The organism is Thiocapsa sp. UBA6158 (assembly GCF_002423035.1).
In the GTDB taxonomy this organism is placed as follows: Bacteria; Pseudomonadota; Gammaproteobacteria; order Chromatiales; family Chromatiaceae; genus Thiocapsa.
This window is the reverse complement of record NZ_DIUM01000090.1, coordinates 35,241-57,010: the sequence shown is the minus strand read 5'-3', so window position 1 is coordinate 57,010 and position 21,770 is coordinate 35,241. Positions and strand designations below refer to the sequence as shown.

The 21,770-nt window shown below is 65.9% G+C and carries 21 protein-coding genes and 1 other RNA gene; 9 read left to right on the top strand and 13 right to left on the bottom strand.

All coding sequences use genetic code 11. The features are described 5' to 3' along the window. The 9 genes from mraY to rsmI all read right to left on the bottom strand — a co-directional run. On the bottom strand, window positions 1-781 hold a 781-nt coding region (mraY, locus tag B4N44_RS12545; RefSeq protein WP_296701290.1), incomplete at its 3' end, for a phospho-N-acetylmuramoyl-pentapeptide-transferase. Continuing rightward, on the bottom strand, window positions 782-2,140 hold the full coding sequence (locus B4N44_RS12540) for a UDP-N-acetylmuramoyl-tripeptide--D-alanyl-D-alanine ligase (protein WP_296701307.1): 1,359 nt from the start codon (window positions 2,138-2,140) through the stop codon (window positions 782-784). It abuts the gene before it with no gap. Continuing rightward, window positions 2,140-3,384 (bottom strand): Mur ligase family protein, encoded by a 1,245-nt coding sequence (locus tag B4N44_RS12535; protein ID WP_296701288.1) that lies wholly within the window; start codon window positions 3,382-3,384, stop codon window positions 2,140-2,142. The genes B4N44_RS12540 and B4N44_RS12535 overlap by 1 nt, the downstream gene beginning before the upstream one ends. Continuing rightward, a complete protein-coding gene (locus tag B4N44_RS12530; protein ID WP_296701284.1) occupies window positions 3,381-5,150 on the bottom strand; it encodes a peptidoglycan D,D-transpeptidase FtsI family protein in 1,770 nt (589 codons plus the stop codon). The genes B4N44_RS12535 and B4N44_RS12530 overlap by 4 nt, the downstream gene beginning before the upstream one ends. Next, window positions 5,137-5,427: a cell division protein FtsL gene (ftsL, locus tag B4N44_RS12525; protein WP_296701281.1), complete on the bottom strand. Its 291-nt coding sequence runs from the start codon at window positions 5,425-5,427 to the stop codon at window positions 5,137-5,139. The genes B4N44_RS12530 and ftsL overlap by 14 nt, the downstream gene beginning before the upstream one ends. Continuing rightward, the gene (gene rsmH / locus B4N44_RS12520; RefSeq protein WP_296701278.1) at window positions 5,424-6,356 is read right to left on the bottom strand and encodes a 16S rRNA (cytosine(1402)-N(4))-methyltransferase RsmH; all 933 of its coding nucleotides are present in this window, start codon (window positions 6,354-6,356) and stop codon (window positions 5,424-5,426) included. The genes ftsL and rsmH overlap by 4 nt, the downstream gene beginning before the upstream one ends. Window positions 6,357-6,365: 9 nt before the next feature. After that, on the bottom strand, window positions 6,366-6,821 hold the full coding sequence (gene mraZ, locus B4N44_RS12515) for a division/cell wall cluster transcriptional repressor MraZ (RefSeq protein ID WP_296701275.1): 456 nt from the start codon (window positions 6,819-6,821) through the stop codon (window positions 6,366-6,368). A gap of 297 nt (window positions 6,822-7,118) precedes the next feature. Then, window positions 7,119-7,490, bottom strand: an RNA gene (gene rnpB / locus B4N44_RS12510) — RNase P RNA component class A. A gap of 73 nt (window positions 7,491-7,563) precedes the next feature. After that, a complete protein-coding gene (rsmI, locus tag B4N44_RS12505) occupies window positions 7,564-8,448 on the bottom strand; it encodes a 16S rRNA (cytidine(1402)-2'-O)-methyltransferase (protein ID WP_296701273.1) in 885 nt (294 codons plus the stop codon). Between the two features lie 33 nt (window positions 8,449-8,481). Between rsmI and B4N44_RS12500 the strand changes: the two genes are divergently transcribed. From B4N44_RS12500 to B4N44_RS12485, 4 genes are read left to right on the top strand one after another with little or no spacing between them, the layout of a single operon-like run. Continuing rightward, a complete protein-coding gene (locus B4N44_RS12500) occupies window positions 8,482-10,341 on the top strand; it encodes a penicillin-binding protein activator (protein ID WP_296701270.1) in 1,860 nt (619 codons plus the stop codon). Next, window positions 10,338-10,733 carry a YraN family protein gene (locus B4N44_RS12495; protein ID WP_296701267.1) on the top strand — a complete coding sequence of 132 codons (396 nt, stop codon included), beginning with the start codon at window positions 10,338-10,340 and terminating at the stop codon, window positions 10,731-10,733. Before B4N44_RS12500 ends, B4N44_RS12495 begins: the two co-directional genes overlap by 4 nt. Further along, window positions 10,726-11,400, top strand: coding sequence for a BON domain-containing protein (locus B4N44_RS12490; protein WP_296701265.1), 675 nt, complete (start codon window positions 10,726-10,728; stop codon window positions 11,398-11,400). Before B4N44_RS12495 ends, B4N44_RS12490 begins: the two co-directional genes overlap by 8 nt. Further along, window positions 11,378-12,805, top strand: a complete 1,428-nt coding sequence (locus tag B4N44_RS12485) for an FAD-binding oxidoreductase (RefSeq protein WP_296701263.1) — start codon at window positions 11,378-11,380, stop codon at window positions 12,803-12,805. The genes B4N44_RS12490 and B4N44_RS12485 overlap by 23 nt, the downstream gene beginning before the upstream one ends. Before the next feature lie 26 nt (window positions 12,806-12,831). Here B4N44_RS12485 and ptsP read toward each other — a convergent pair whose 3' ends face one another. Together ptsP and B4N44_RS12475 are read right to left on the bottom strand one after the other, a co-directional pair. Further along, on the bottom strand, window positions 12,832-15,093 hold the full coding sequence (gene ptsP, locus B4N44_RS12480) for a phosphoenolpyruvate--protein phosphotransferase (protein ID WP_296701304.1): 2,262 nt from the start codon (window positions 15,091-15,093) through the stop codon (window positions 12,832-12,834). Between the two features lie 98 nt (window positions 15,094-15,191). Further along, window positions 15,192-15,731 carry an RNA pyrophosphohydrolase gene (locus B4N44_RS12475; protein ID WP_296701261.1) on the bottom strand — a complete coding sequence of 180 codons (540 nt, stop codon included), beginning with the start codon at window positions 15,729-15,731 and terminating at the stop codon, window positions 15,192-15,194. Window positions 15,732-16,007: 276 nt separating this feature from the next. On the opposite strand from B4N44_RS12475, the gene B4N44_RS12470 reads away from it, so the two are divergent. The 5 genes from B4N44_RS12470 (at window position 16,008) to B4N44_RS12450 (ending at window position 20,169) form a co-directional block, all read left to right on the top strand. Then, window positions 16,008-16,664, top strand: a complete 657-nt coding sequence (locus B4N44_RS12470) for an HAD family hydrolase (protein ID WP_296701260.1) — start codon at window positions 16,008-16,010, stop codon at window positions 16,662-16,664. A 142-nt stretch (window positions 16,665-16,806) separates the two neighbouring features. Further along, window positions 16,807-17,574, top strand: a complete 768-nt coding sequence (locus tag B4N44_RS12465; protein ID WP_296701258.1) for a GNAT family N-acetyltransferase — start codon at window positions 16,807-16,809, stop codon at window positions 17,572-17,574. A gap of 4 nt (window positions 17,575-17,578) precedes the next feature. Further along, window positions 17,579-18,445, top strand: a complete 867-nt coding sequence (locus B4N44_RS12460) for a lysophospholipid acyltransferase family protein (RefSeq protein ID WP_296701256.1) — start codon at window positions 17,579-17,581, stop codon at window positions 18,443-18,445. Next, a complete protein-coding gene (locus B4N44_RS12455; RefSeq protein ID WP_296701254.1) occupies window positions 18,435-19,670 on the top strand; it encodes a glycosyltransferase family 4 protein in 1,236 nt (411 codons plus the stop codon). The genes B4N44_RS12460 and B4N44_RS12455 overlap by 11 nt, the downstream gene beginning before the upstream one ends. Further along, a complete protein-coding gene (locus tag B4N44_RS12450; protein WP_296701251.1) occupies window positions 19,642-20,169 on the top strand; it encodes a phosphatase PAP2 family protein in 528 nt (175 codons plus the stop codon). Before B4N44_RS12455 ends, B4N44_RS12450 begins: the two co-directional genes overlap by 29 nt. Window positions 20,170-20,373: 204 nt before the next feature. Here the strand turns inward: B4N44_RS12450 and B4N44_RS12445 are convergent, their stop codons facing one another. Both B4N44_RS12445 and B4N44_RS12440 read right to left on the bottom strand, forming a co-directional pair. Then, on the bottom strand, window positions 20,374-20,748 hold the full coding sequence (locus B4N44_RS12445; protein WP_296701249.1) for a sulfur globule family protein: 375 nt from the start codon (window positions 20,746-20,748) through the stop codon (window positions 20,374-20,376). A gap of 106 nt (window positions 20,749-20,854) precedes the next feature. Continuing rightward, window positions 20,855-21,760: a uracil-DNA glycosylase gene (locus tag B4N44_RS12440; protein WP_296701247.1), complete on the bottom strand. Its 906-nt coding sequence runs from the start codon at window positions 21,758-21,760 to the stop codon at window positions 20,855-20,857. Window positions 21,761-21,770 lie beyond the last annotated feature (10 nt).

Genomic DNA, 21,770 nt, shown 5'->3' with positions numbered 1-21,770 from the left:
CCGGATAGGCGTTGAACCAGAGAAACCCCAAACCCGCGCCGACCAAGGCGCCGCAGAAGACGACCAGCTCCCCGACCTCCGGGATGTGCGGGATCAGGAGATAACCGGAGATCGGTCCATGGCTCGCGGCATAGACGAAGACCGCCAATGCACCGGCGACCAAGACCGTGGGCATGACGGCGAGGCCGTCCAGGCCATCGGTCAGATTGACCGCGTTGCTGGCCCCGACGATCACGAAATAGGTCAGCAGAATGAACCAGGGCCCGAGCTGGATCGAGACGTCCTTCAGATACGGAATCAGCAGCTCGGTCTCGGCCGGAGAGCCTGCGGTGACATAGAGCGCGATTGCCGCGGCAAAGCCCGCGACGGTCTGCCAGAGATACTTCCAGCGCGCCGCCAATCCGCGCGGGTTGCGCAGCACCAGCTTCTTGTAGTCGTCCACCAGACCGACCAGGCCGAACGCAAGCGTGGTCAGGAGCACGATCCAGACATAGCGGTTGTCCAGATCGGCCCACAACAGCGTGCTGACCGCGACCGCGACGAGGATGAGCGCACCGCCCATGGTCGGCGTACCGGCCTTGGACAGATGGCTCTGCGGGCCGTCGTCGCGTACCATCTGGCCGACCTTGTAGGCGCGCAGACGGGTGATCATCGGTCGGCCGACAAGCAAAGCGATCGCGAGCGCCGTGAGCACGCCCATGATGGCGCGCAGGGTCAGATACCGGAAGACGTTGAATCCGGTTTGAAACTGCGACAGCCATTCGGCGAGGTAAAGCAGCACCTAACTCTCTCCTACGGCGCACAGCGCCTCGACAACCTGTTCCATCCGGGCGGAGCGCGAGCCCTTGACCAGGATACGGTCACCTGCGGACAGCTCGGTCCGGAGCGCGCGCACGAGATCCCCCTGGTCGGCAAAGTGGCGTGCGCCGTCGCCGAAGGCGGACGCCGCCGACGTGCTCAGGATGCCCACGCTGAAAAGACGCTCGATACCGGCGTCGCGCGCGCGCGCGCCGATCTCGCGGTGCAGTGCATCGGCCTCCGGACCCAGCTCGGCAAGATCTCCCAAGACCAGCCAGCGCCGCCCCGACAGGCCCGCGAGGACTTGAATCGCTGCGGCGATCGAGTCCGGGTTGGCGTTGTAGGTGTCGTCGATGACACCGATCTCACCACACCGACGGGGACACAGACGACCCTTCACGGGCATCAGCGTCGCGAGGCCGGCCTGGATCGCGCCCGGCGCGATGCCGAGCGCCAGCGCCGTCGCAGCCGCGGCCAAGGCGTTGCGGGCGTTGTGCTCGCCGGCCAGACGCAGGTCGATCGGGATCGCCTTGCCGTCGTGATGAGCGACGACATGGGTGCCGAAACCCGCCTCGGTCCACTCGACCCGGATCGCCGAGCGATCCGCCCGGAGATCCGCACTACCCTCGAGTGCGAAGGTCAGGACATGGCGATCCTCGGCCAGCTCGCGCCAGAGACCGGCGTAAGGGGAGTCGCCTGCGAAGACGAAAACCCCGTCGGTCGGCACTCCGCGGGCGATCTCGCCTTTCGCGCGGGCGACACCGTCGACGCTGCCGAAGCCTTCCAGGTGAGCGCGTCCGGCATTGGTGATGAGTGCGACATCGGGACGCGCGATATCGGTCATGTAGCCGATCTCGCCGTGATGATTGGCACCCATTTCGAGGACGAGAAAGGTCTCGTCCCGGGCGCTCAAAAGGGTCAGGGGCATCCCGATATCGTTGTTCAGATTGCCGCGGGTCGCGCGGACGCTGCCGACCTGCGCGAGGATGGCGGCGACCATCTCCTTGACCGTGGTCTTGCCGTTGCTCCCCGTGATGGCGACGATCCGCCCGGGGAAGACGTCGCGCCAAGCCGCGGCGAGTGCCCCGAGCCCGGAGCGTGTGTCTTCGACGATCCACTGCGGCAGGTCCACCGGGAGCGGGTGATCAACCATCGCCGCGACGGCACCCGCGGCGCGCGCGGCGGCGACATGGTCATGCCCGTCGAAGCGCTCGCCGCGCAGGGCGACAAAGAGCTGGCCGCTGCAATCGACACGGCTGTCGGTGCCGACCGAGACGAAGCGGCGATCTTCTCCTTCGAGACGGCCACCGGCGCGCGCAACGGCTTGAGCAAGGGACCACATCATCGACAACCCTCCTGCCATTCGCGCAGGGCCTCGACGACCTGGGCACGGTCGCTGAAGCGCACCTTAAGCTCACCCATCTCCTGGATCGTCTCGTGACCTTTGCCGGCCACGAGCACGGCATCCCCGATGCCGGCCAGGGCGATCGCGGTGCGGATCGCGAGACCGCGTCGGCGTTGCACCCGCACGCGGCTCGGATCGAGGACGCCGGCGAGGATATCCGCGATGATCCTCTCGGCACACTCGCCACGCGGGTTGTCGTCGGCGAGGATCAGCTCGTCGCTCAGACGCTCGGCAATGGACCCCATGACGGGGCGTATGCCGGGATCACGCCCGCCGCCGCAGCCGAAGACCGTGAAGATGCGCCGCGGGCCGTGTTTGCGCAGGTTCACGAGCGCCGTCTCGAGTCCGGCCGGTGTCCGGGCCTCGTCGACCACCACGAGTGGCGTATGCTCGCCGCCGAAGCACTCCATCCGGCCCGGCACGCACTGGATGCGACTCGACACCCGTGCAGCGCGCTCGAGCGGAAGGCCCCGCGCAAGCAGTACGGCCATGACGGCGAGAAGATTGGCCACGTTGAAGGCGCCGATCAAACCGAGGGCAAGCTCCGCCTCGGCACAGGCATCCCGCGTTTCGCAGGCAACGCGCAGACCCAGGCCTCTCGGCATCGGGGCGATCGATCGGGCGCGAATGCAGATGTCGCATGCAGCCAGGACGGCATCATCGAGCGGCTCCGCGGTCGGATCCGCGACGAACCCCGCAACCCCCACCCCGACGGGAAGCACGCTCAGGATCGTTTTCGAAAAGGGATCGCACAGATTCAGGACGGCCCATTTCAGACCCGGAGACCTGAAGAGGCGCAGGACGGCCTCGGCGATGGCCGGCGACTCGCCCGCTTCGCTAGGATCGACGCCGCCGAGACCGGTGAAGAGCGCATGGCTGAAGTGAAGATCCTCTGCTCGGGAGCGCGCGAGTGCGTCGAAGGAGACCTCGATCGCGACGGCCCGGGCACCGCGGGAGCAGAGCCCCTCGAGCATCGCCTCGAGGTCGCCTAGGTCGCGTTCGCCTGTCGCCTTGAGGTCGCCGGGAAACCCATGACCGACCGTGGCGATGACACCGCAAGGCCACTCGACGGCCAACACCTGCGCAAGCGCGTGGGCGACACTGGTTTTGCCGCGCGCCCCGGTGATCGCAAAGATCTCCGAGTCTGGGTTCGGCGAGCCGAGGACGCGATCCGCCATCATGGCTTGACCTCGCGTCGCGCCAGAAGCATCGAGGGCTGCGGATCGTCCGGCGGGACATTGAACAGACGCAGGGCGCCTTCCATCACCTTCTGGAAGACGGGCGCGGCGACGAGCCCGCCGTAGTAGGACTTGCCCTTCGGCTCGTCGATCATCACGGCGATCACCAGGCGCGGCGAGCCTGCCGGAGCAAAACCGGCGAACACCGCTTGATAGCGCCCGCCGCCGTAGCCGGCGCGCCCTGCCGATTTTTTGGCCGTCCCGGTCTTGCCGGCGACCCGATAGCCGGTGATGGCGGCACGTTTCGCCGTGCCTTGATCCGAGACCACCGTCTCCATCATCGCCCGCACCTTGCGCGCCGTTTCGGCGCCGAGGACACGCGTCTCCTCGCCCGCAGGCACGGGCGACGCGGGATCCCGCCGCAACAGGGACACAGGTCGCTTGACGCCGTCGGCGGCCAACACGCCGTAGGCTTGCGCCAGTTGCAGTGCCGTGACCGACAATCCGTATCCGAAGGACTGGGTGGCATGCTCGAAGACGCGCCACGTCGAATGATGTCGCAGCACGCCCCGGCTCTCGCCCGGCACCCCGACAGCGGTCGCGTGCCCGAAGCCGAGCTGATCGTAAAGACCCCAAAGATCGCCGTAGCTCATCATCTGTGCGATCTTCACGACGCCGACGTTGCTCGACTTGGTGATGACCCCGGTCACATCGAGGTTGCCGTAATTGCGCACGTCCTTGACGGTATTGCGCCCGACCGCCATCGACCCGCCCCGCGTCGCAATCGTCGTCGTCGGCTTGATCAAGCCCCGCTCCAGTGCGGCAGCCACGACGAACGGCTTGATCGTCGAGCCCGGCTCCATGACGTCGGTCACGGCACGATTGCGGCGACGCTCGCTGCTGCCGCCGCGCTGTGCATTCGGGTTGTAGCCCGGCTGATTGACCATCGCGAGGATCTCGCCGGTCTCGACATCCAAGGCCACCAGCGTCCCGCCGACCGCCTTGTGCTCGGCCACGGCGGCCTTGAGCTCGCGGTAGGCGAGGAACTGGAGGCGTCGGTCGAGACTGAGCGCGAGATCCGCACCCTGGCGTGGTGCACGGACCTGCTCGATCTCCTGGACGATCTGCTGTCGACCGTCGCGAATCACCCGGCGCAAGCCGGGCTCGGATTTCAGCCAGGAATCGTACGTGAGCTCGATACCCTCCTGTCCCTTGTCGTCGATGTCGGTAAAGCCGAGGACGTGCCCGAAGACCTCGACACCCGGATAGAAGCGACGGTACTCGGTCTCGAAGTCCACGCCCGCGAGATCGTGATCGGCGATGACCTGCCGTACCGCGCGGGCTTCCTCGAAGCTGACGCGCCGCTTGAGATAGAGAAATCCGCGCTCGGAGGTGGCGTCGAGCCGTTCCTGCAGCGCCTTCGGCTCGAGCCCCAGCGCAATGGCCAACGGCGGGATCGCATCGCGTCGCTCGGCCAGCTTGCGCGGCTCGCCCCAGACCGTCTCCACCGGGGTGCTCACCGCCAGCGGCTCGCCGTTGCGGTCTGTGATCATGCCCCGCCGCGCGGCAATCTCGCCCACGCGCAGATAGCGGCGCTCGCCCTCGCTGCGCAGATAGTCGGTCTCGACGACTTGACGATAGAAAACCGCCGCCGAGAGGACGACGAAGGCGCTCGACAGGAGACCGACCAACAGACGGCGACGCAGCGCGAGATCCGGCTTGGCGCGCCGCGGCTCGGGACGTCGAGCACGGCGATTACGGGTAGACACGGCCGACCTCCTCGATCATCAAGACATCCTCGAACCTTGGATTGAACATGCCGAGCTGGTCCCTGGCCTTGCGCTCGACCCGCACGTGCGTCGAGAGTGCAGCCTCCTCGAGACGGAGCCGATTCCACTCCACGTCGACGGCGTCGCGTTGGGCGCGCAGCTCCTGCAATTGGCCGAAATGGATTCGCGTCTGGTACTTGGTGTACACCACGGCGATCGCCGACAGGGTCACGGCCAAGACCAGTCCGACCAAAATCCAAAGCGGGCGGGCACTCATGCGAGGCGCTCCGCGACGCGCATGATGGCGCTGCGTGCTCGTGGATTGGACGCGACCTCGGCGGGCGAAGGCCGCACCGGCTTGCCGAGGATGCGCAAGCGCCCGCGCGATTCCTCGGCGGTCACCGGGAGGCCCTTGGGCAGGAGGGGACCGCGCGACTCCGTGCGCATGAAGCGCTTGACGATACGATCCTCCAGAGAGTGAAAACTGATGACGACCAGCCGTCCTGCATGGGCCAAGAGGTCACAGGATTGGCGCAGGCAATCCTGGATCTCCTCGAGCTCGTCGTTGATCCGGATGCGCAGGGCCTGGAAGGTCCGTGTTGCCGGGTGCTTGCCGGGCTCGCGCGTCGGAACCGACCGCGCAACCAGTGCGGCGAGCTGGGTCGTCGTCGTCAAGGGGCTCTCGCTGCGCTGCGCGACGATATTGCGCGCGATACGCTTGGCGAAACGCTCCTCGCCGAAGTCGAACAGGACCTGGACGATCTCGGCATCGGACGCATGCGCCAGCCATTGCGCCGCCGATTCGCCGCGGGTAGGGTCCATCCTCAGATCAAGCGGACCTTCGGAAGAAAAACTGAAACCGCGCTCCGCCGTGTCGAGCTGAGGCGAGGAGACCCCGAAATCCAGCAGCAGCCCGCAGAGGTTGCCTTGGACGCCGATGCGCGCGAGCAGCTCGGTGATCGAGCCGAAGCGCCCGGACACCATCGTGAATCGCCGATCGGCACGCGCAAGCTCGCCCCCCACGGAAACCGCCTCGGGATCGCGATCGATCGCGATCAGTCGACCGGCCTCGCCGAGGCGCGCCAGAACGGCACGACTGTGCCCGCCACGCCCGAAGGTGCCGTCGACATAGATACCGTTCGGATCCACGACCAAGGCGTGCACGCTCTCCTCCAGCAGAACCGGCAGATGTTGTTGCTCAATCAAAGGAATACTCTAAAGCGTCAAGGAACCGAGCCCGGCTGCTGTCGCCAGCTCTCCGATGCCCGCATCGCCGAGCGCCGCTTCGTTGCGCGCATTCCATGCAGGCTCGTCCCAAAGCTCGAACTTCGAGCCCTGGCCGACGAAGGCGACACGCTTGTCCAGCGAGGCGAAATCACGTAGGTACTGCGGCAGCAGGATTCGGCCCTGGGCGTCCATCTCAACCTCCTGTGCGTTGCCGATATAGAGGCGCTGGATCGCACGGGCCGTGTTGTCGAACGCGGGAAGTGCAGAGAGCTTTGCCTCGATCGACTCCCACTCGGGCTCCGGGTAGAGCAAGAGGCAGCGGTCGCGGTCGACGGTGACGACAAGTCGGGAGTTGCACGACATCTGCAGGCGCTCGCGGTACTTTGCAGGAACCGCAAGACGCCCTTTGACGTCGAGATTGACGATGAAGACCCCCCGAAACACGGCCGCCCCCCGTGGTGACTTGCGCCAGGCGACTCCTTCCCCAATTCCCCACTTTCCCCCACTTCAGTCTCATCTTAGAGCTGCCCAAGAGGATCGTCAAGCTGATGCGCAGTTTTAATTCTTCACTGACAGCAACTTAGAAGCGCCGCCATCAGCACAGCATAACCTCTGCGTAAAACATTTTTTTTCATGCAACTAACAGGAAAAGCTGAAGCGGTTCTTCAGGAGAGTCTCAAGCCACGGGGATGCGGCAGCGCGGCTGCCGTCGGTCGGATCCGGGAAGGATCCGGGGAAGGGTCCGGGAGCCGGCCTGTAAGCCGGGTTCTGTCGGGGACAGTCATTCATCTGGGACGTACGTCACCGTACGCCTCGAGCGACCTACCCGGGAGCACGCGCGGGCCGCGCGCTGCAGCTCGGGGCTGCATGCCCCCCTATTTGGTCTTGCTCCGGGTGGGGTTTACCCTGCCGCTGCTGTTGCCACCAGCGCGGTGCGCTCTTACCGCACCATTTCACCCTTACCTCCCGTCACGAAGACGGGGTCGGCGGTATCTTTTCTGTGGCACTTTCCGTGGACTCGCGCCCCCCAGGCGTTACCTGGCACCCTGCCCTATGGAGCCCGGACTTTCCTCCCTCGCCATGAAAGGCGAGCGCGACTGTCCGGCCGACTCCCAGTCAAACAGTATAACGCCAAGCGAGGCTTCCGGTCTCGATCGATCGCAAACGCTTGCCGCACCGGCACGCCTTACGCCTGGTTGTCGGTCGCGACGACGTCGTCCACGCCGTGACCCAAATCCAGCTCGAGGCCGAGGCGGTAGAGCGCATTCTTCTTGATGCCGGTCAGGCGCGCCGCAATCGCCACCGCCTGAGCCAACGGCAGGGTCTCGCCGAGGATACGCAGGACCCGCTCCGCCTCCGCCCGATCCGGATCGCGCGTATCGGCGCTCCCCTCGATCAGGACGACCAACTCGCCGAGGCGCTGCTCGGCGTCTTCCTCGAGACGCTGAGCCAACTCGGACGCGGTGCCGACGAGGAAGGTCTCGAAGTGCTTTGTCAGCTCGCGCGCCAGGACCAGGCGCCGCGTCTCCCCCAGCGCTTCGCCGAGATCACGCAGTGTGGCGAGGATCCGCTTGCCGCTCTCGTAGAGGATCAGCGTGCCACGCTCGCCCTCGAGCTCGCCGAGCCAGGCCAGGCGGTGCGACCGGGTGCGCGGGGGAAATCCGACGAACAAGAAGCGATCGCTCGGCAAACCCGCCGCCGAGAGGGCGCAGATGGCGGCATTGGCGCCCGGCACCGGCACGACGGCCAAACCCCGTTCACGCGCCGCGGCGACAAGGCTGAACCCGGGATCGCTGATCAGGGGCGTACCCGCATCGGAGACGAGTGCGATGCTCCGGCCGGCTTCGATCTCGGCCAAAAGCCGAGGCGCAACGTTGGCCTCGTTGTGATCGTGATAGGCCACGAGCTTGGACGAGATGCCGAAATGCGTCAGCAGCCGAAGCGTCTGGCGGGTATCCTCCGCCGCGATCAAATCGACCTCGCTCAACACCTTACGTGCCCGATCGGTCATATCCCCGAGATTGCCGATCGGCGTGGCGACCACGTATAGTACCCCTGTTGACTGCTGCACCCTGCCTCCCAACGTCTCGAACCGGAACGGATCATGCTCAAGAATCGCGTTGACCACCGTCCCCTGTCCACTCCGATCACAGTCGTCGCTCTCCTCGTTGCCGTTTCACTCGTTGCCCTTTCACTGGCCGGATGCGCGATCGATCCAGCCCGGGACGAGGCGCGCCTGCTGGCGCCGGTCGCGGGGGAGCCGCTGAGACAGGCCGATGCGCTCGCCGCGCAAGGACAGGCGGACGCGGCGGCCAAGATGTATCTGGACATCGCAAATGGAACAACGCCACCGGCGCGCGGGCAACTCCAATTGAAGGCGGCACGCGCCTACCTCGCAGCCGGCGACACGCGGCAGGCACAGCAGACCATCGGCGAGATTTCGCGCCCGGCGCTCACGATCAGGCAGCGCGAGCAGCTCTTGCTGATCGAGGCGGATCTCGCCCTCTTGGACCGACGCCCCAAGGATGCGATCGCGCGACTCCGGGCCGTGCAGGTCCAAACCTTGCCGAAGGATCTGAAGATTCAACGGCTCGGCACACTCGCCGCCGCCCAGCGTCTCGCCAATGATCCCGTCGCCTCGGCCGAGTCGTTGATCGCGCTCGATCGGCTGCTCGACAACGAGGATGCACGTCTGCTGAATCAGGTCTCTCTGGTCACGACCTTGAGCGCACTGAACACCGAGCAACTGCGCAAGCTCTCACGCAGCGCAGGCGGAGCCATGAAAGGCTGGGCGGAGATCGCGCTCCTGGCACGCGACGCAGGCGCGGATCCTGCGACATTTCAGACCCGCTATCGCCAAGAGCACGCCAAACGACTCGGCCATCCGGCCCATCCGGGATTGGCCGAGGCGTACGTCAAGATCCTGTCGGGGGGGTACGCCTCGGGCGACAGCCTGACGGTCATGCTCCCGCGCGGGGGACGCTTCGCGGGCGCCGCCACATCGGTGAAGGACGGCATCGAGGCGGCCAGCCGAGCCGACAGCAGCGGCAACCGACCGGCGCTCGACTTCATCGACAGCACCCAAACGACGCGTGCCCGCGCCATTCACGCGAAGGCCGTGGCGGGCGGCGCGGATTATGTGATCGGCCCGCTCGAGAAGGAATCGGTGGACAGCCTCGCGGCCGGGCCCGCGCTCGCGGTGCCGACGCTGGCCCTGAACCAGACGACCCGCGACAGCCAGCCCGCCGCGAACCTCTTTCAGTTCTCGCTCTCGCCCGAGAACGAGGCGGCGGAGGTTGCCGACAAGGCCGCCGCGATGGGTCTGAAACGCGCTGCAGTGCTGTATCCGGAAGGGCCGTGGGGAGCGCGTCTAGCCAGTGCATTCCGCAACCAATGGCGCCGACTAGGCGGAACGCTGGAGGCCGAAGCCGTCTACAACCCGACAGCGCGCAGCTTCGAGAAGACGGTGACCGCCCTGCTCGGCGACTCGAAGGCGGATGTCGTCTTCCTGGTCGCGACCAACGAGCTCGCACACAATCTGTATCCGCAGATCCGGCTGAGCAGATCGTCGGTGACGGTCATGTCCACGTCGCACGTCTACTCGGGCGTCTTCGATCCGAATCGAGACCGGGTCCTGTCGGGGCTGTATTTCGTCGATATCCCCTGGATGCTGAACAGTCGCGGAGAGGGTGCTCTGTCGCGGAGACGCCTGAGCGGATCCTCGTTCGAGGTCGCCAATCCGCTGGCCCGTCTGTACGCGATGGGGATCGACGCCTACCGCATCGCCCCGCGACTGCCCGCGCTGGCCAAAAGCCCGGGCGCCTTTTATCCGGGACAAACCGGCGGTCTTTCAATCGACGCGCTGGGCCGCATCCAGCGCCAGCTCGCACTCGGACGCTTCGGCGACACAGGCGTGCTCGAGGCGGGTGAGCCGTCCGATACGCCAGCCTCGGAGACCCCTTGAGCGGCGACACGCGTCGCCCGTCCTCGGGGACGACCGACGCAGCAGTCGGAACCCGGGGTGTCGGCGACGCCAAGGAACGGCTCGCCGAGGATTATCTGAAACGCCGCCATCTGCAACCCATCGCGCGCAATCACCGCTGCCGCTTCGGCGAGATCGACCTGGTGATGCGCGACGGCGCGACCCTGGTCTTCGTCGAGGTCAGATACCGACGCTCGGAGCGATTCGGGACGCCGGCCGAGACGGTCGACCGACGCAAGCAACAGCGTCTGACGGCGGCCGCGAGCCATTATCTTCAAGCTCACCCGACCATGTTACCCTGTCGATTCGACGTGGTCGCGGTCAGTGGCGAAGACCGAATCGAGTGGATCAAGAATGCCTTTTCCGTTGAATGATAGAACTCCCTTCGGCCTCTTCACGCGGATGCGACTCGGTCGAATCGGCGTGCTCATGGCGACGATCACCCGCCAACGGCGCGTCGCAGCGGCCCTGCTGCTGCTCGCTGCGACACTCCTGTCCGGCTGCGCGCCGATGCTCTTCGGTGCAGCGGCTGTCGGCACCGCCGCAACGGTCCACGACCGACGCCCGGCGAACGTGATCCTCGACGATCAGCAGATCGAGCTCGAGGCGATGAGCGCCTTGTTCGGCAATGCCGAGATCAGGGGCCGCTCCCAAATCGCGGTCACCAGCTACAACCGCACCCTCTTGCTCACCGGCACCGCCGACACGACCGAGGTGGCACGAGAGGCCACGACGCTGCTGAGCCGCATCGGAAAGGTGCAGCGGGTCGTCGACGAAATCGGGGTCGGTCCCCGCCTCGATCTGACCCGACAAGCCCAAGACACCTACATCACGGGTCGCGTGAAGACGGACCTGATCGGCGTGCGGCTGCCGGGATTCGACCCGACCCGGGTCAAGGTGGTCACCAACAACGGCGTGGTCTTTCTGATGGGTCTCGTGAGCCCCGCGGAGGCCGATGCCGCGGCCGAGAAGGCCAGTTACGTGCCCGGTGTCGAGCGTGTGGTGAAGCTCTTCGAGTATGTCGACGACAACAACACCTGAGTTGTCTTCCGGATTCCTGAAGAGTCTTGCGCGGATCGCCGGCGCGGGACGCTTACTCACGGATCCGGCCGATTGCTGGCCCTATGGGTACGACAACAGCAGACTCCACGCACTGCCCAGAGGCGTCGTCTTCGCCGCCGACGAGGCGCAGGTCACGGCTCTGGTCATGCTCTGCCGCGACGCAGGCGTCCCGCTCGTCGCGCGGGGGCGCGGGACCGGTACGACCGGTGCGACTGTTCCGGACCACGGCGGCATCGTGCTCTCCTTCGAGCGCATGGACGCCATCCTGCGCATCGCTCCGGAGGATCGCCTCGCCGTCGTGCAGCCCGGGGTGCTCAATGAGCAGCTCCAACAAGCGGTCGGCGCCTTCGGGTTCTTCTGGCCACCCGATCCCACCAGTGCAGCGAGCTGCACGATCGGCGGAAATCTCGCCTACAACTCGGCGGGACCGAGGGCGGTCAAATACGGAACGCCGCGCGAGAATACGCTCGGACTCACCGCGATCGACGGTCGCGCCGAGCGACTGCGTACGGGCGTGCTCACCACCAAAGGCGTGGTCGGCTACGACCTCACCCGGCTCATCATCGGCTCGGAGGGCACACTCGCCCTCATCACCGAAGCCACGCTGAAGCTCACCCCGCTACCCGAGGCCAAGCGCACGCTGCGCGCCGCCTATGCGGACATCCACGCGGCCGCGGCCGCCGTGTCGGCGATCATGGCGCAGCCCGTGATCCCCTGCGCCTTGGAGATCATGGACGCCGCGGCGATCCGCACCGTCCGGCGCCATGCGGGGCTCGACCTGCCCGAGGGCGTCGGCGCGCTGCTGATGATCGAGGTCGACGGACCTGCCGCCTGCATCGATCAGTCCGTCACCGCCGTCGCTGCAGCCGCGCAACACCCAGGTCTGATCGAGCTGCGTCGTGCCGAGTCGGCCGCGGAGGTCACCGCGCTCTGGAAGACCCGCAAGGCGCTCTCCCCGGCCTTGCGCCATATCGCGCCGAAAAAGATCAACGAGGATGTCGTGGTCCCGGTCTCGCGCATGGCCGAGCTCATCGATGGCCTGGAGTGGCTATCGCAGGAGAGCGGCGTGCGGATCGTGAACTTCGGTCATGCGGGAAACGGCAACATCCATGTGAATCTCTTGATCGACCCGGACGACCCGGTTGCCGTCGAGAGCGCGCATCGGTGTCTGGACGCCGTGTTTTCGCTCGTACTACAACTCGGCGGAACGCTTTCGGGCGAGCACGGCGTCGGGATTGCCAAGCGCGACTTCGTCGACCGCGAGATCGAGGCACCCGTGCTCACGCTCATGCGCGACATCAAGCGTCAATTCGATCCGGCCGGGATCCTCAATCCCGGGAAAGGCTTTCCGAAGAACGCCCGGGAACCTGAAACGAATCGCTGAACCGAAGCCAAAGGTTTCGGTATCGGCTACTTGCCCGGTCGCACCAAGCCGCCGAGCCCGACCGCCTCGAGCGCATCCAGAAGCAGGCGTCGTACCGACGCCGCATCCTCGCATTGCAGGGCCACCTTGAGCACCTCGCGGGCCCTTGCACGACTGATGCTGCGGATCACGCGCTTCACGCGCAGCAGACTTCCGGCGCCCATACTCAGGCTATGCACGCCCATCCCGAGCAGGAGGAAGGTCGCGAGCGGATCCCCCGCCATCTCCCCGCACACGCTCACCTCGCGGCCATGGACACGGGCGCCCGCGAGGATCTGCAGCAACGCGCGCAAGACCGCCGGATGAAACTCGTCGTAGAGCTTCGCGACGTGGGCATTGTTGCGATCGACCGCGAGTAGATACTGAGTGAGATCGTTGGTCCCGACGGACAGGAAATCGACCCGTCGCGCCAGCGCCTCGCACTGATAGACGGCAGCCGGGACCTCGATCATCACGCCGATCGGCGGCAATCGGACCTGATAGCCCTCCTCGAGCAACTCCTCGTGCGCGCGATGGATGAGCAGCAGTGCCTCGTCGACCTCGCCGACCGTGCTGATCATCGGCAACAGGATCTGCAGGTTATCCAGCCCGATGGACGCGCGCAGAATGGCGCGAACCTGGGTCAAGAAGATATCGGGCTGATCCAGCGTGATGCGGATGCCGCGCCAGCCCAGGAATGGATTGGCCTCGTGCATCGGAAAATAGGGCAACGGCTTGTCACCGCCGATGTCCAGTGTGCGGATGGTCACCGGCCGAGGCGCGAACAGCTCGAGCACCTGTCGATAGTTCGACATCTGCGCGGCCTCGCCGGGGAAGGTATCGCGCACGATGAAGGGTAGCTCGGTGCGGTAAAGCCCGACACCCGCGGACTCCTCGATGCCCAGCGGGCGCGCCTCGGAGACCAGACCCGTATTCAGATAGAGCGGCACCAGATAGCCGTCCGTGGTTTCGGCCGGGAGATGGCGCAACGCCTGCAGCTCGTTGGTCAGGGCCGCGTCGTCTTCGGCGAGACGCTGATACTCGGCACGAACGGCCGGGCCGGGTGCGACGTAGACCCGCCCGCGATAACCGTCCACCACCAGCTCGCGTCCCTCGACACGCCCGACCGGCAGGTCGGCGACGGCCATCGCCGCCGGCACGCCCATACCCCGCGCCAGGATGCCCACATGCGAGGAGCCCGAGCCGGTGGTCGAGACGATCCCCGCGAGCATCTCGCGCGGGACGTCGGCGATCTGCATCGCGCTGATCTCGTCGCCGACCAGGATGGTGTTGGGGACGTAATGGATCGGCGCCGCAGCCAGCTTCTGAAGATGGGTCAGGATGCAGCGACCGAGATCACGCACGTCCGATGCGCGTTCGCGCAGATAGGCATCGTCCATGTCGTCGAACACCTTGGCGTGCTCGGCGATGGTCTCGCGCAGCGCCCCGGGAGCCCAATTGCCGGCGCGGATGCGTGACAAGGTTCCGTCGATCAGTGTGTCGCTCTCGAGCATCAGACGCCAAGCGTCGAACAGGGCCATGTCTTCGGTACTGAGGTGCGCTTGGGTCCGGGCCGCGAAGCGATCGAGATCCTCGGCCACATGCTCCACGGCACCGAGAAAATCCTTGGCCTCGTTGTCCGCATTCTCCGCACGCCGATCCGGAACGGCGTTGAGATCGGCCGGCGGGTAAACCACCACGGCGGTCCCGATGCCGATACCGGGCGAGGCCGGCAAGCCGGGCAAAAAGCGCTGCGGGATCCCGTCGTCCTGCAGACGCGCGAGCTCGCCGTTGGTGCGTGCAAAGGTGATGGCGCCGGCCAGCTGCGATGCGAGGGTCACCACGAAGGTCACCTCGTCGTCGCCGAAATGGCGTTTTTCGCGTTGTCGCAGGACCAGCACACCCAAGACCTTGCGATTCTGGATGATGGGAGCGCCGAGGAAACCGTGATACTGCTCTTCGCCGGTATCCGTGATGCGCTGGTAGCGCGGATGGCTGACTGCATCGTCCAGGTTGATCGGCTCGGCGCGCTCGCTGACCAACCCGATCAGCCCCCGCCCCAGCTCCAACCGCACCCGACCGACCGCCTTGGCGCGCAGTCCGTCGGTGGCATGCAGGACATGCCGACGGTTGTCGAAATCGTTGAGATAGACCGAGCAGACGTCGGCCCCGACGGCCTGTTTGACCCGCTGAACGATGATGGTGAGCGCGCGCTCGAGGTCGGGGGCGTTGTTGACCTCCTGCACGATGCGACGCAGCGATTCGAGCATCGGCAAGCGTTGGCTCGCAGCCGCCGAGGATCCGGCAGTCGACACGCCGCTGTCGAGCCCGACCGACCCTCGCTCGAGGTGCTCCGCGGCGAGACCTGTCATCGTCCGCGCTGATGCATCAAGCCGACCACCCGGGACTGGGCGTCCTCACGGGCGGGCGGACCCTCCGGGTACAGGCTCGGGGCGAGCTCTTCGAGCGCCTGCATGTAGACACGGCGCTTGAAGTAGACCACCTCGTGCAGCGGCTGCCAGTAGCGCACCCAGCGCCAGGCATCGAATTCGGGCTTGTCGGTCCGATCCAGACAGAAGGAGTCCTCGCCGCAATCCACCCGCAACATGAACCACACCTGCTTCTGACCGATGCAGGTCGGACCGCAATGCCGGCGGATGTAGCGTTTGGGAAGGTGATATCTGAGCCAACCGCGGGTGCAGCCGAGGATGGTAACCTGCCGGGGCTGAAGCCCGACCTCCTCCTCGAGCTCGCGATACATGGCCTGCTCGGGCGTCTCGTCGGAATGAATCCCACCCTGCGGAAACTGCCAGGCGTTTTGGCCGACGCGACGACCCCAAAATAGACGCCGGTCCTGATTGCTCAGGATAATGCCGACGTTGGGTCTGAAACCGTCGTGATCGATCAAGGAAACGAGTCCGTGAGGCCATATTGCCTCATTCTTCCACATCCGGCGCATGACCGGCAAGCAGACACCTGCATAAGCGATTGCCACTCAACGGCTTTCGCATGCCCTCGGAAACGGTCTCGAGGCTCCGTCGTCGGGTACCGAGCGAAGGCACCCGCCACGGCTTGAAACCCCGGTATGATTCCGCGACCATCCGACGAGACGACGCACCACGCCGGCATCCGATCAGGACGCCGATGCGCACCGCACCGCGAGACATCAACCGAAGGAAACGACATGGCGCTGGCGATCTTCGATCTGGACAACACCCTCCTGGCAGGCGACTCCGATTATCTGTGGGGCCGATTCCTGGCCGCCGCGGGGATCGTCGATGCAGATGATTACGAGAGCCAGAACGAGCGCTTCTATCGCGAATACAAGGACGGAACCCTGGATATCGCGGAATTCTTGAGATTCTCGCTGCGCCCCCTGCGCGAGCACCCGCGCGCGCATCTCGAAGCACTGCGCGAGCGGTTCGTCGCCGAGCTGATCGAGCCCATCATGCTCCCGGCCGCCAGAGACCTCGTCGAGTCGCACCGCGAGGCCGGAGACACACTCATGATCATCACCGCGACGAACGCCTTCGTCACGGCGCCGATCGCGCAGCGTTTCGGAATCGCCCATCTGATCGCGACGCTGCCGGCCGAGGAGAACGGGCGCTTCACCGGCGAGCCCGCCGGCCAACCGGCATTCCGGGAGGGCAAGGTCGAGCGTCTGCAGACCTGGCTGCGCGAGCATCGGGAGACGCTCGGCGGGAGCAGCTTCTACAGCGACTCGCACAACGATCTTCCCCTCCTGGAACGCGTCGACCGGCCGGTCGCGGTCGACCCCGATCCGCAGCTTCGCGAGACCGCCCGATCGCGCGGGTGGCCCGTCATCTCGCTGAGACCCTGAGGCCGGGTCGCAACGCCGCCCCGCCACTCACCGCGGCGTTCGAGTCGACGTTCACGGCGGCGTCACGCAGCCCACATACGCCCGCAATACTCCGTATCTATGATCGCCCTCTACGCAAAGGTTCTTTTTTCGAGGGCATGCAATGGTTGCGACTGCGTCTGGGTTGATCGCCAAGCGCGAGGAACGCCTCTTCGTCGAGCTCGCCGCGTCCGAGTCGGAGATCCGCGAGGCCCAAGCCCTCAGATATCGGGTCTTCGGCGAGGAGTTGGGCGCAAAGCTGAAGACGGGCTCGAGCGGACTGGACGTAGACGATCTCGATGCCTACTGCCAGCACCTCCTGGTGCGCGATACGCGCACCGGCGAGGTCGTCGGCTGCACGCGGATCCTGACGGACCGCAACGCCGCGCGTATCGGTCGCTTCTACTCCGAGAGCGAATTCGACTTGGGAGCGATCCCCCGGCTTAAGGGCCGTCTCCTGGAGGTCGGCCGGACCTGCATCTCGCCCGAGTTTCGACAAGGCCCGGCGATCGCCGTGCTCTGGTCCGGCCTGGCCGGCTTCATCCAGCTTCACGGCTTCGACTATCTGTTCGGCTGCGCCAGCATGCCGCTCGGCGAAGACGACATCCAGGCCGCGGCCATCATGAACCGCTTGCGCCGACACGCCATGGTCTCGCCCGATTTAAGGGTCGTCCCGCGGGTGCCGCTGCGCACCGCACAGGTGCCCGACGATGTCCTGGATGCACCGCTGCCGGCCTTGCTGCGCACCTACGTGAGGCTGGGCGCAAAGGTCTGCGGAGAGCCCTGTCGCGACCCTGATTTCGGCGTTGCGGATGTGCTCATGCTGCTCGATGTGGATGCGCTGAATCCGACCTACTCGCGACACTTTTTCGATCGTACCGCGAGTCTGTGACGCGATGCGGCACGCGCGATCGATCCGCAGGCTTGCACTCATCCTCGCTCACTTGAGCAAAGGTGCAACGCTCGCACTCTACATCGGTCTGCTTTCGCGACTCGGCCGACGGCCGCCGCCGGTCGCGGCCATGACCCGGCGCTGGCAACGACGGCTCTGCGAGATTCTGGGCATCCGGATTCGCGTCTACGGCCGCGCGCAGCCCGGATGCCTCTTGATCGGCAACCACATCTCCTGGCTCGACATCCCCGTGGTCGGCGCACAAGGCGAGATCGCGTTCCTCTCCAAGGCCGAGGTGCGCGATTGGCCCCTGATCGGCTGGCTGGCGCAGACCGCGGGCACCTTGTTCGTCGAGCGCGGCGCCATCCGCATCGACGAGATTGCCGGGATGCTCCGCAAGATCGGCTGCGAGCAGACCTTGATGCTCTTTCCCGAGGGCACGACGAGCGACGGGGCAGGCGTGCTGCGGTTCCACCCGCGTCTCTTCGCGCTTGCGCAGGAGACCGGGCTGAGGATTCAACCGGTGGCCATCGCCTACCGCGGCCACGCAGAGGAGGTGCCGGACACCGTTGCGCCCTTCATCGGCGACGACACCCTCTTGGCGCATCTGCTGCGGGTGATTCGCCACCCCGGGCTCACCGCGGAGGTCCATTTCCTCCCGCCGGTGGCAATCGACGACGACAACAACACCCGACGTCTCCTCGCCGAGCGCACCCGCACCGCGATCGTCGAGGCCCTCGGCATGCAACCGGATGCCGTGCCGCAACGCTCTCCCGGAGCGCGTCCGGAACCGACCCCGGGCGCGATTGCAGACCCGACGCCGGGCCGCCCGGAATCCATACCGTCGGGTGGAATGGCCCATGTCGTCTGACATCATCCCGCGGGACACCGATAGGTTTTCCGGGCGTCTGCGCATCGCGATCGTCACCGAGACCTATCCGCCCGAGATCAACGGAGTTGCCCACACCATGCGGCATCTCGCCGAGGGCTTGGCCGAACGCGGACACGACATCCAGCTGATCCGGCCTCGCCAGCACGGCGAGCAACGCGACACGGCTGCACCGACGCTCGGCCGAATCGGCGTGCACCTCGTCCCCGGCCTGCCGATCCCCGGTTACCGAGGTCTGCGATTCGGACTGCCCGTTTACTGGCGGCTGCGCCGCCTCTGGGGCGGCGCCGCGCCGGATCTCGTCTATATCGCCACCCAGGGCCCACTCGGCCACGCCGCGCTCTCCGCCGCGCACCGTCGCGGGATCCCGACGGTGACCGGATTTCACACCCAGTTTCAGCAGTACAGTCAACATTACGGTCTCGGCCTCTTCACCCATCAGATCGCCGAGACGCTGCGCCATTTCCACAACCGATCGGATGCGACCCTGGTCCCCACCGCCGAGCTCAAGGCGGAACTCTCACGCGAGGGATTCCATGATGTCCACGTCTTCGGGCGCGGCGTGGACGTCGATCTCTTCTCCCCCGCCTGGCGAGACGAGGCGCTGAGGCGCAGTTGGGGCTGCGACGAGGACACCTTGGCCGTACTCTACGTCGGGCGGATTGCACCGGAGAAGAATCTCGATCTCGCGCGGGACGCCTTTCAGGCGATTCAATCGGCTCGACCGAAGGCGCGTTTCATCCTGGTCGGGGAGGGGCCTGCACGCGAGCATATCCAACGCGAGAGCCCCGAGCTCATCTGTCCGGGGGCCAAAATCGGCGTCGAGCTCTCGAAGTATTACGCCTCGGGCGATCTCTTCCTCTTTCCGAGCCTGACCGAGACCTTCGGCAACGTGGTGCTCGAGGCGATGGCCAGCGGTCTACCGGTCGTCGCTTTCGATTATGCCGCGGCACGATCTCTGATTGATCCCGGGCGGAACGGGGTTACATTACCGTCAGGAGATCGTGAAGCGTTCATCGCTGCGGGATGCGAGCTGGCTCGCGACCTGCCGCGCGTCCGAAAGCTCGGAGAACAGGCCCGCCGCGCGGCCGAGGAGATCAGTTGGGACCGCGTCATCCGGAGCGTCGAGGACCGTCTCTTTCAGGTCATCCACCGACAACGTGGAACGGAGGCTTGCCATGCGACTGTGGCTACAACATCTGAATGAGATCGAGGTATCACTCTGCCGCACCTGGAGCCGCGGCGGTCGGCGCCGTTGGATTCAACGCCCTTTCGCCGTCGTCAGTCGGCTCGGCGACGGGGTTTTTTGGTACAGCTTGATCGCCATCCTGCCGATGACCCACGGATTCCTCGGCCTCAGGGCCAGTGTGCACATGCTCGTCACCGGGGGCGTCGCGCTGGCGCTCTACAAGTCGCTGAAGGTCTATACGCGTCGCGAACGACCCTGTCACTATGCCGCCGAGATCATCGCCCTGGTCCCGCCGCTCGACCGCTACAGCTTTCCCTCCGGCCATACGCTTCATGCCGTGAGCTTCTCGAGCGTCGCCATCTACTATGTTCCCGAGCTTGCCTGGATCCTCGTGCCCTTCACCATGCTGGTCGCCAGCTCGCGGATTATTCTCGGCCTGCACTATCCCAGCGATGTACTGGTCGCGACCTTGATCGGACTCGCACTGGCCTTTACCGGCATCCTGATGGTTGCATGAACCTCGAAGCCGGCGTGCTCAGCAGACCCGCCGGAAGGGTGGACGCGCGCAAGCGAAGGCCAACGAACCCTACGCCGGCCTGACCGCTCCGATCGGCGACATCACCGGGTTCAGACGCGAGCCCGCGGGAAACAAAAAAGGCCGGGCGATGGCCCGGCCTTTTTTGCGGCGGCGCACATGAGGTGCGCCGCCCGATCGGAGGACTTACTTGGCTTCTGGCTGAGCCGGAGCAACAGGCGCCACCGGGGCAACCGGTGCCGCATAGGGGTAGGCGTAGGGGTAACCGCCGCCGTAGTAGGGAGCGCCGTAGCCGTAAGGGGCACCGTAGTAGTAGGGGTTGTTGTAGCCGTAGCCGTAGCCACGACCCAGACCACGACCGTAGCCGCGGCCACTGCCGCCGCCGCTCATACCGAAATTGAAGTCACCGTAGCCGTCGCCGAACATGTCGCTGAAGGCATCGCCGAGACCGGAACCGTAACCGGGGCCGTACCCGCCGTAACCCGGACCCCACCAGGCGGAGGCGGAAGCGGAGGCACCGAGGAGGGCAGCGACGGCAGCAGCAGTAGCAAGCTTGTTCATTCTATTCTCCGAATCGATCTATGTTGTTGGCAGCAAGCGTGGATAGCCGATCGACATCCACGGGTCGCATTATATTAGCAAACGGTTAAATAGAAAATAAACAATATCAATCAGACTGATTTTTATCATTGCCTTTACCGACAACGTTATCTCGCGCCTCGCGCAAGCGCCGCGCAACCTCGACCAAATCCTCCCAGACTTTCACCTTCTGATCGGGCGAGCGCAGCAGATAGGCCGGATGATAGGTTACGCGCAGCGGGATCGACCCCGCCCGAAACTCGAGCCAACGCCCCCTCAAACTCCCCAGCGGCGCATCCGTCTGCAGGACATGCTGAGCCGCCACGCGCCCGACACAGAGGATCGCGCGCGGGCCGAGCAGCGCGATCTGCCGCATGAGATACGCCTCGCACTCTTTGGTCTCCTCGGGGCGTGGATCGCGATTCCCGGGCGGGCGGCACTTGAGCACGTTGGCAATGTAGACCTGCTCACGCGCCAGACCGATCGCCGCGAGCATGCGGTTGAGCAACTGCCCGGCACGCCCGACGAAGGGCTCGCCGGCGCGATCCTCGTCTGCGCCCGGGGCCTCGCCGATGATCAGGAGATCCGCGGTTCGGCTGCCGACGCCGAACACGGTGTTGGTGCGGGTCTCGCAAAGTCCGCAGGCGCGGCAGCCGGACACCGCCGTCTCGAGTGCATCCCAATCCATCTTTGCCGGATCGGGCGACGACAGGCCACCGGACGGATCGGGCTCGCCCGGTCCGGACTCGAGCGGTCCGGACGCGACGGGTTCAGGCACGACCTCGGGAGCGGCGGCACGAACCGGCGGGATCGGGTGCGCGGGCTGCAGGGACGGCGGAACCGAACTCGGGGCGGCTTGCCCCGTCATGGGCGACGCGGTTTCGACGAGGCCCGTCTCTTCGGCGCTATCGACTGCACGCGCAGCGACATGGCGCGACACCCAGACATCGACACCCATCGCGCCTAGGTAGTCCAGGCGTCTGCGCTCGTCCATCGCCATGGGG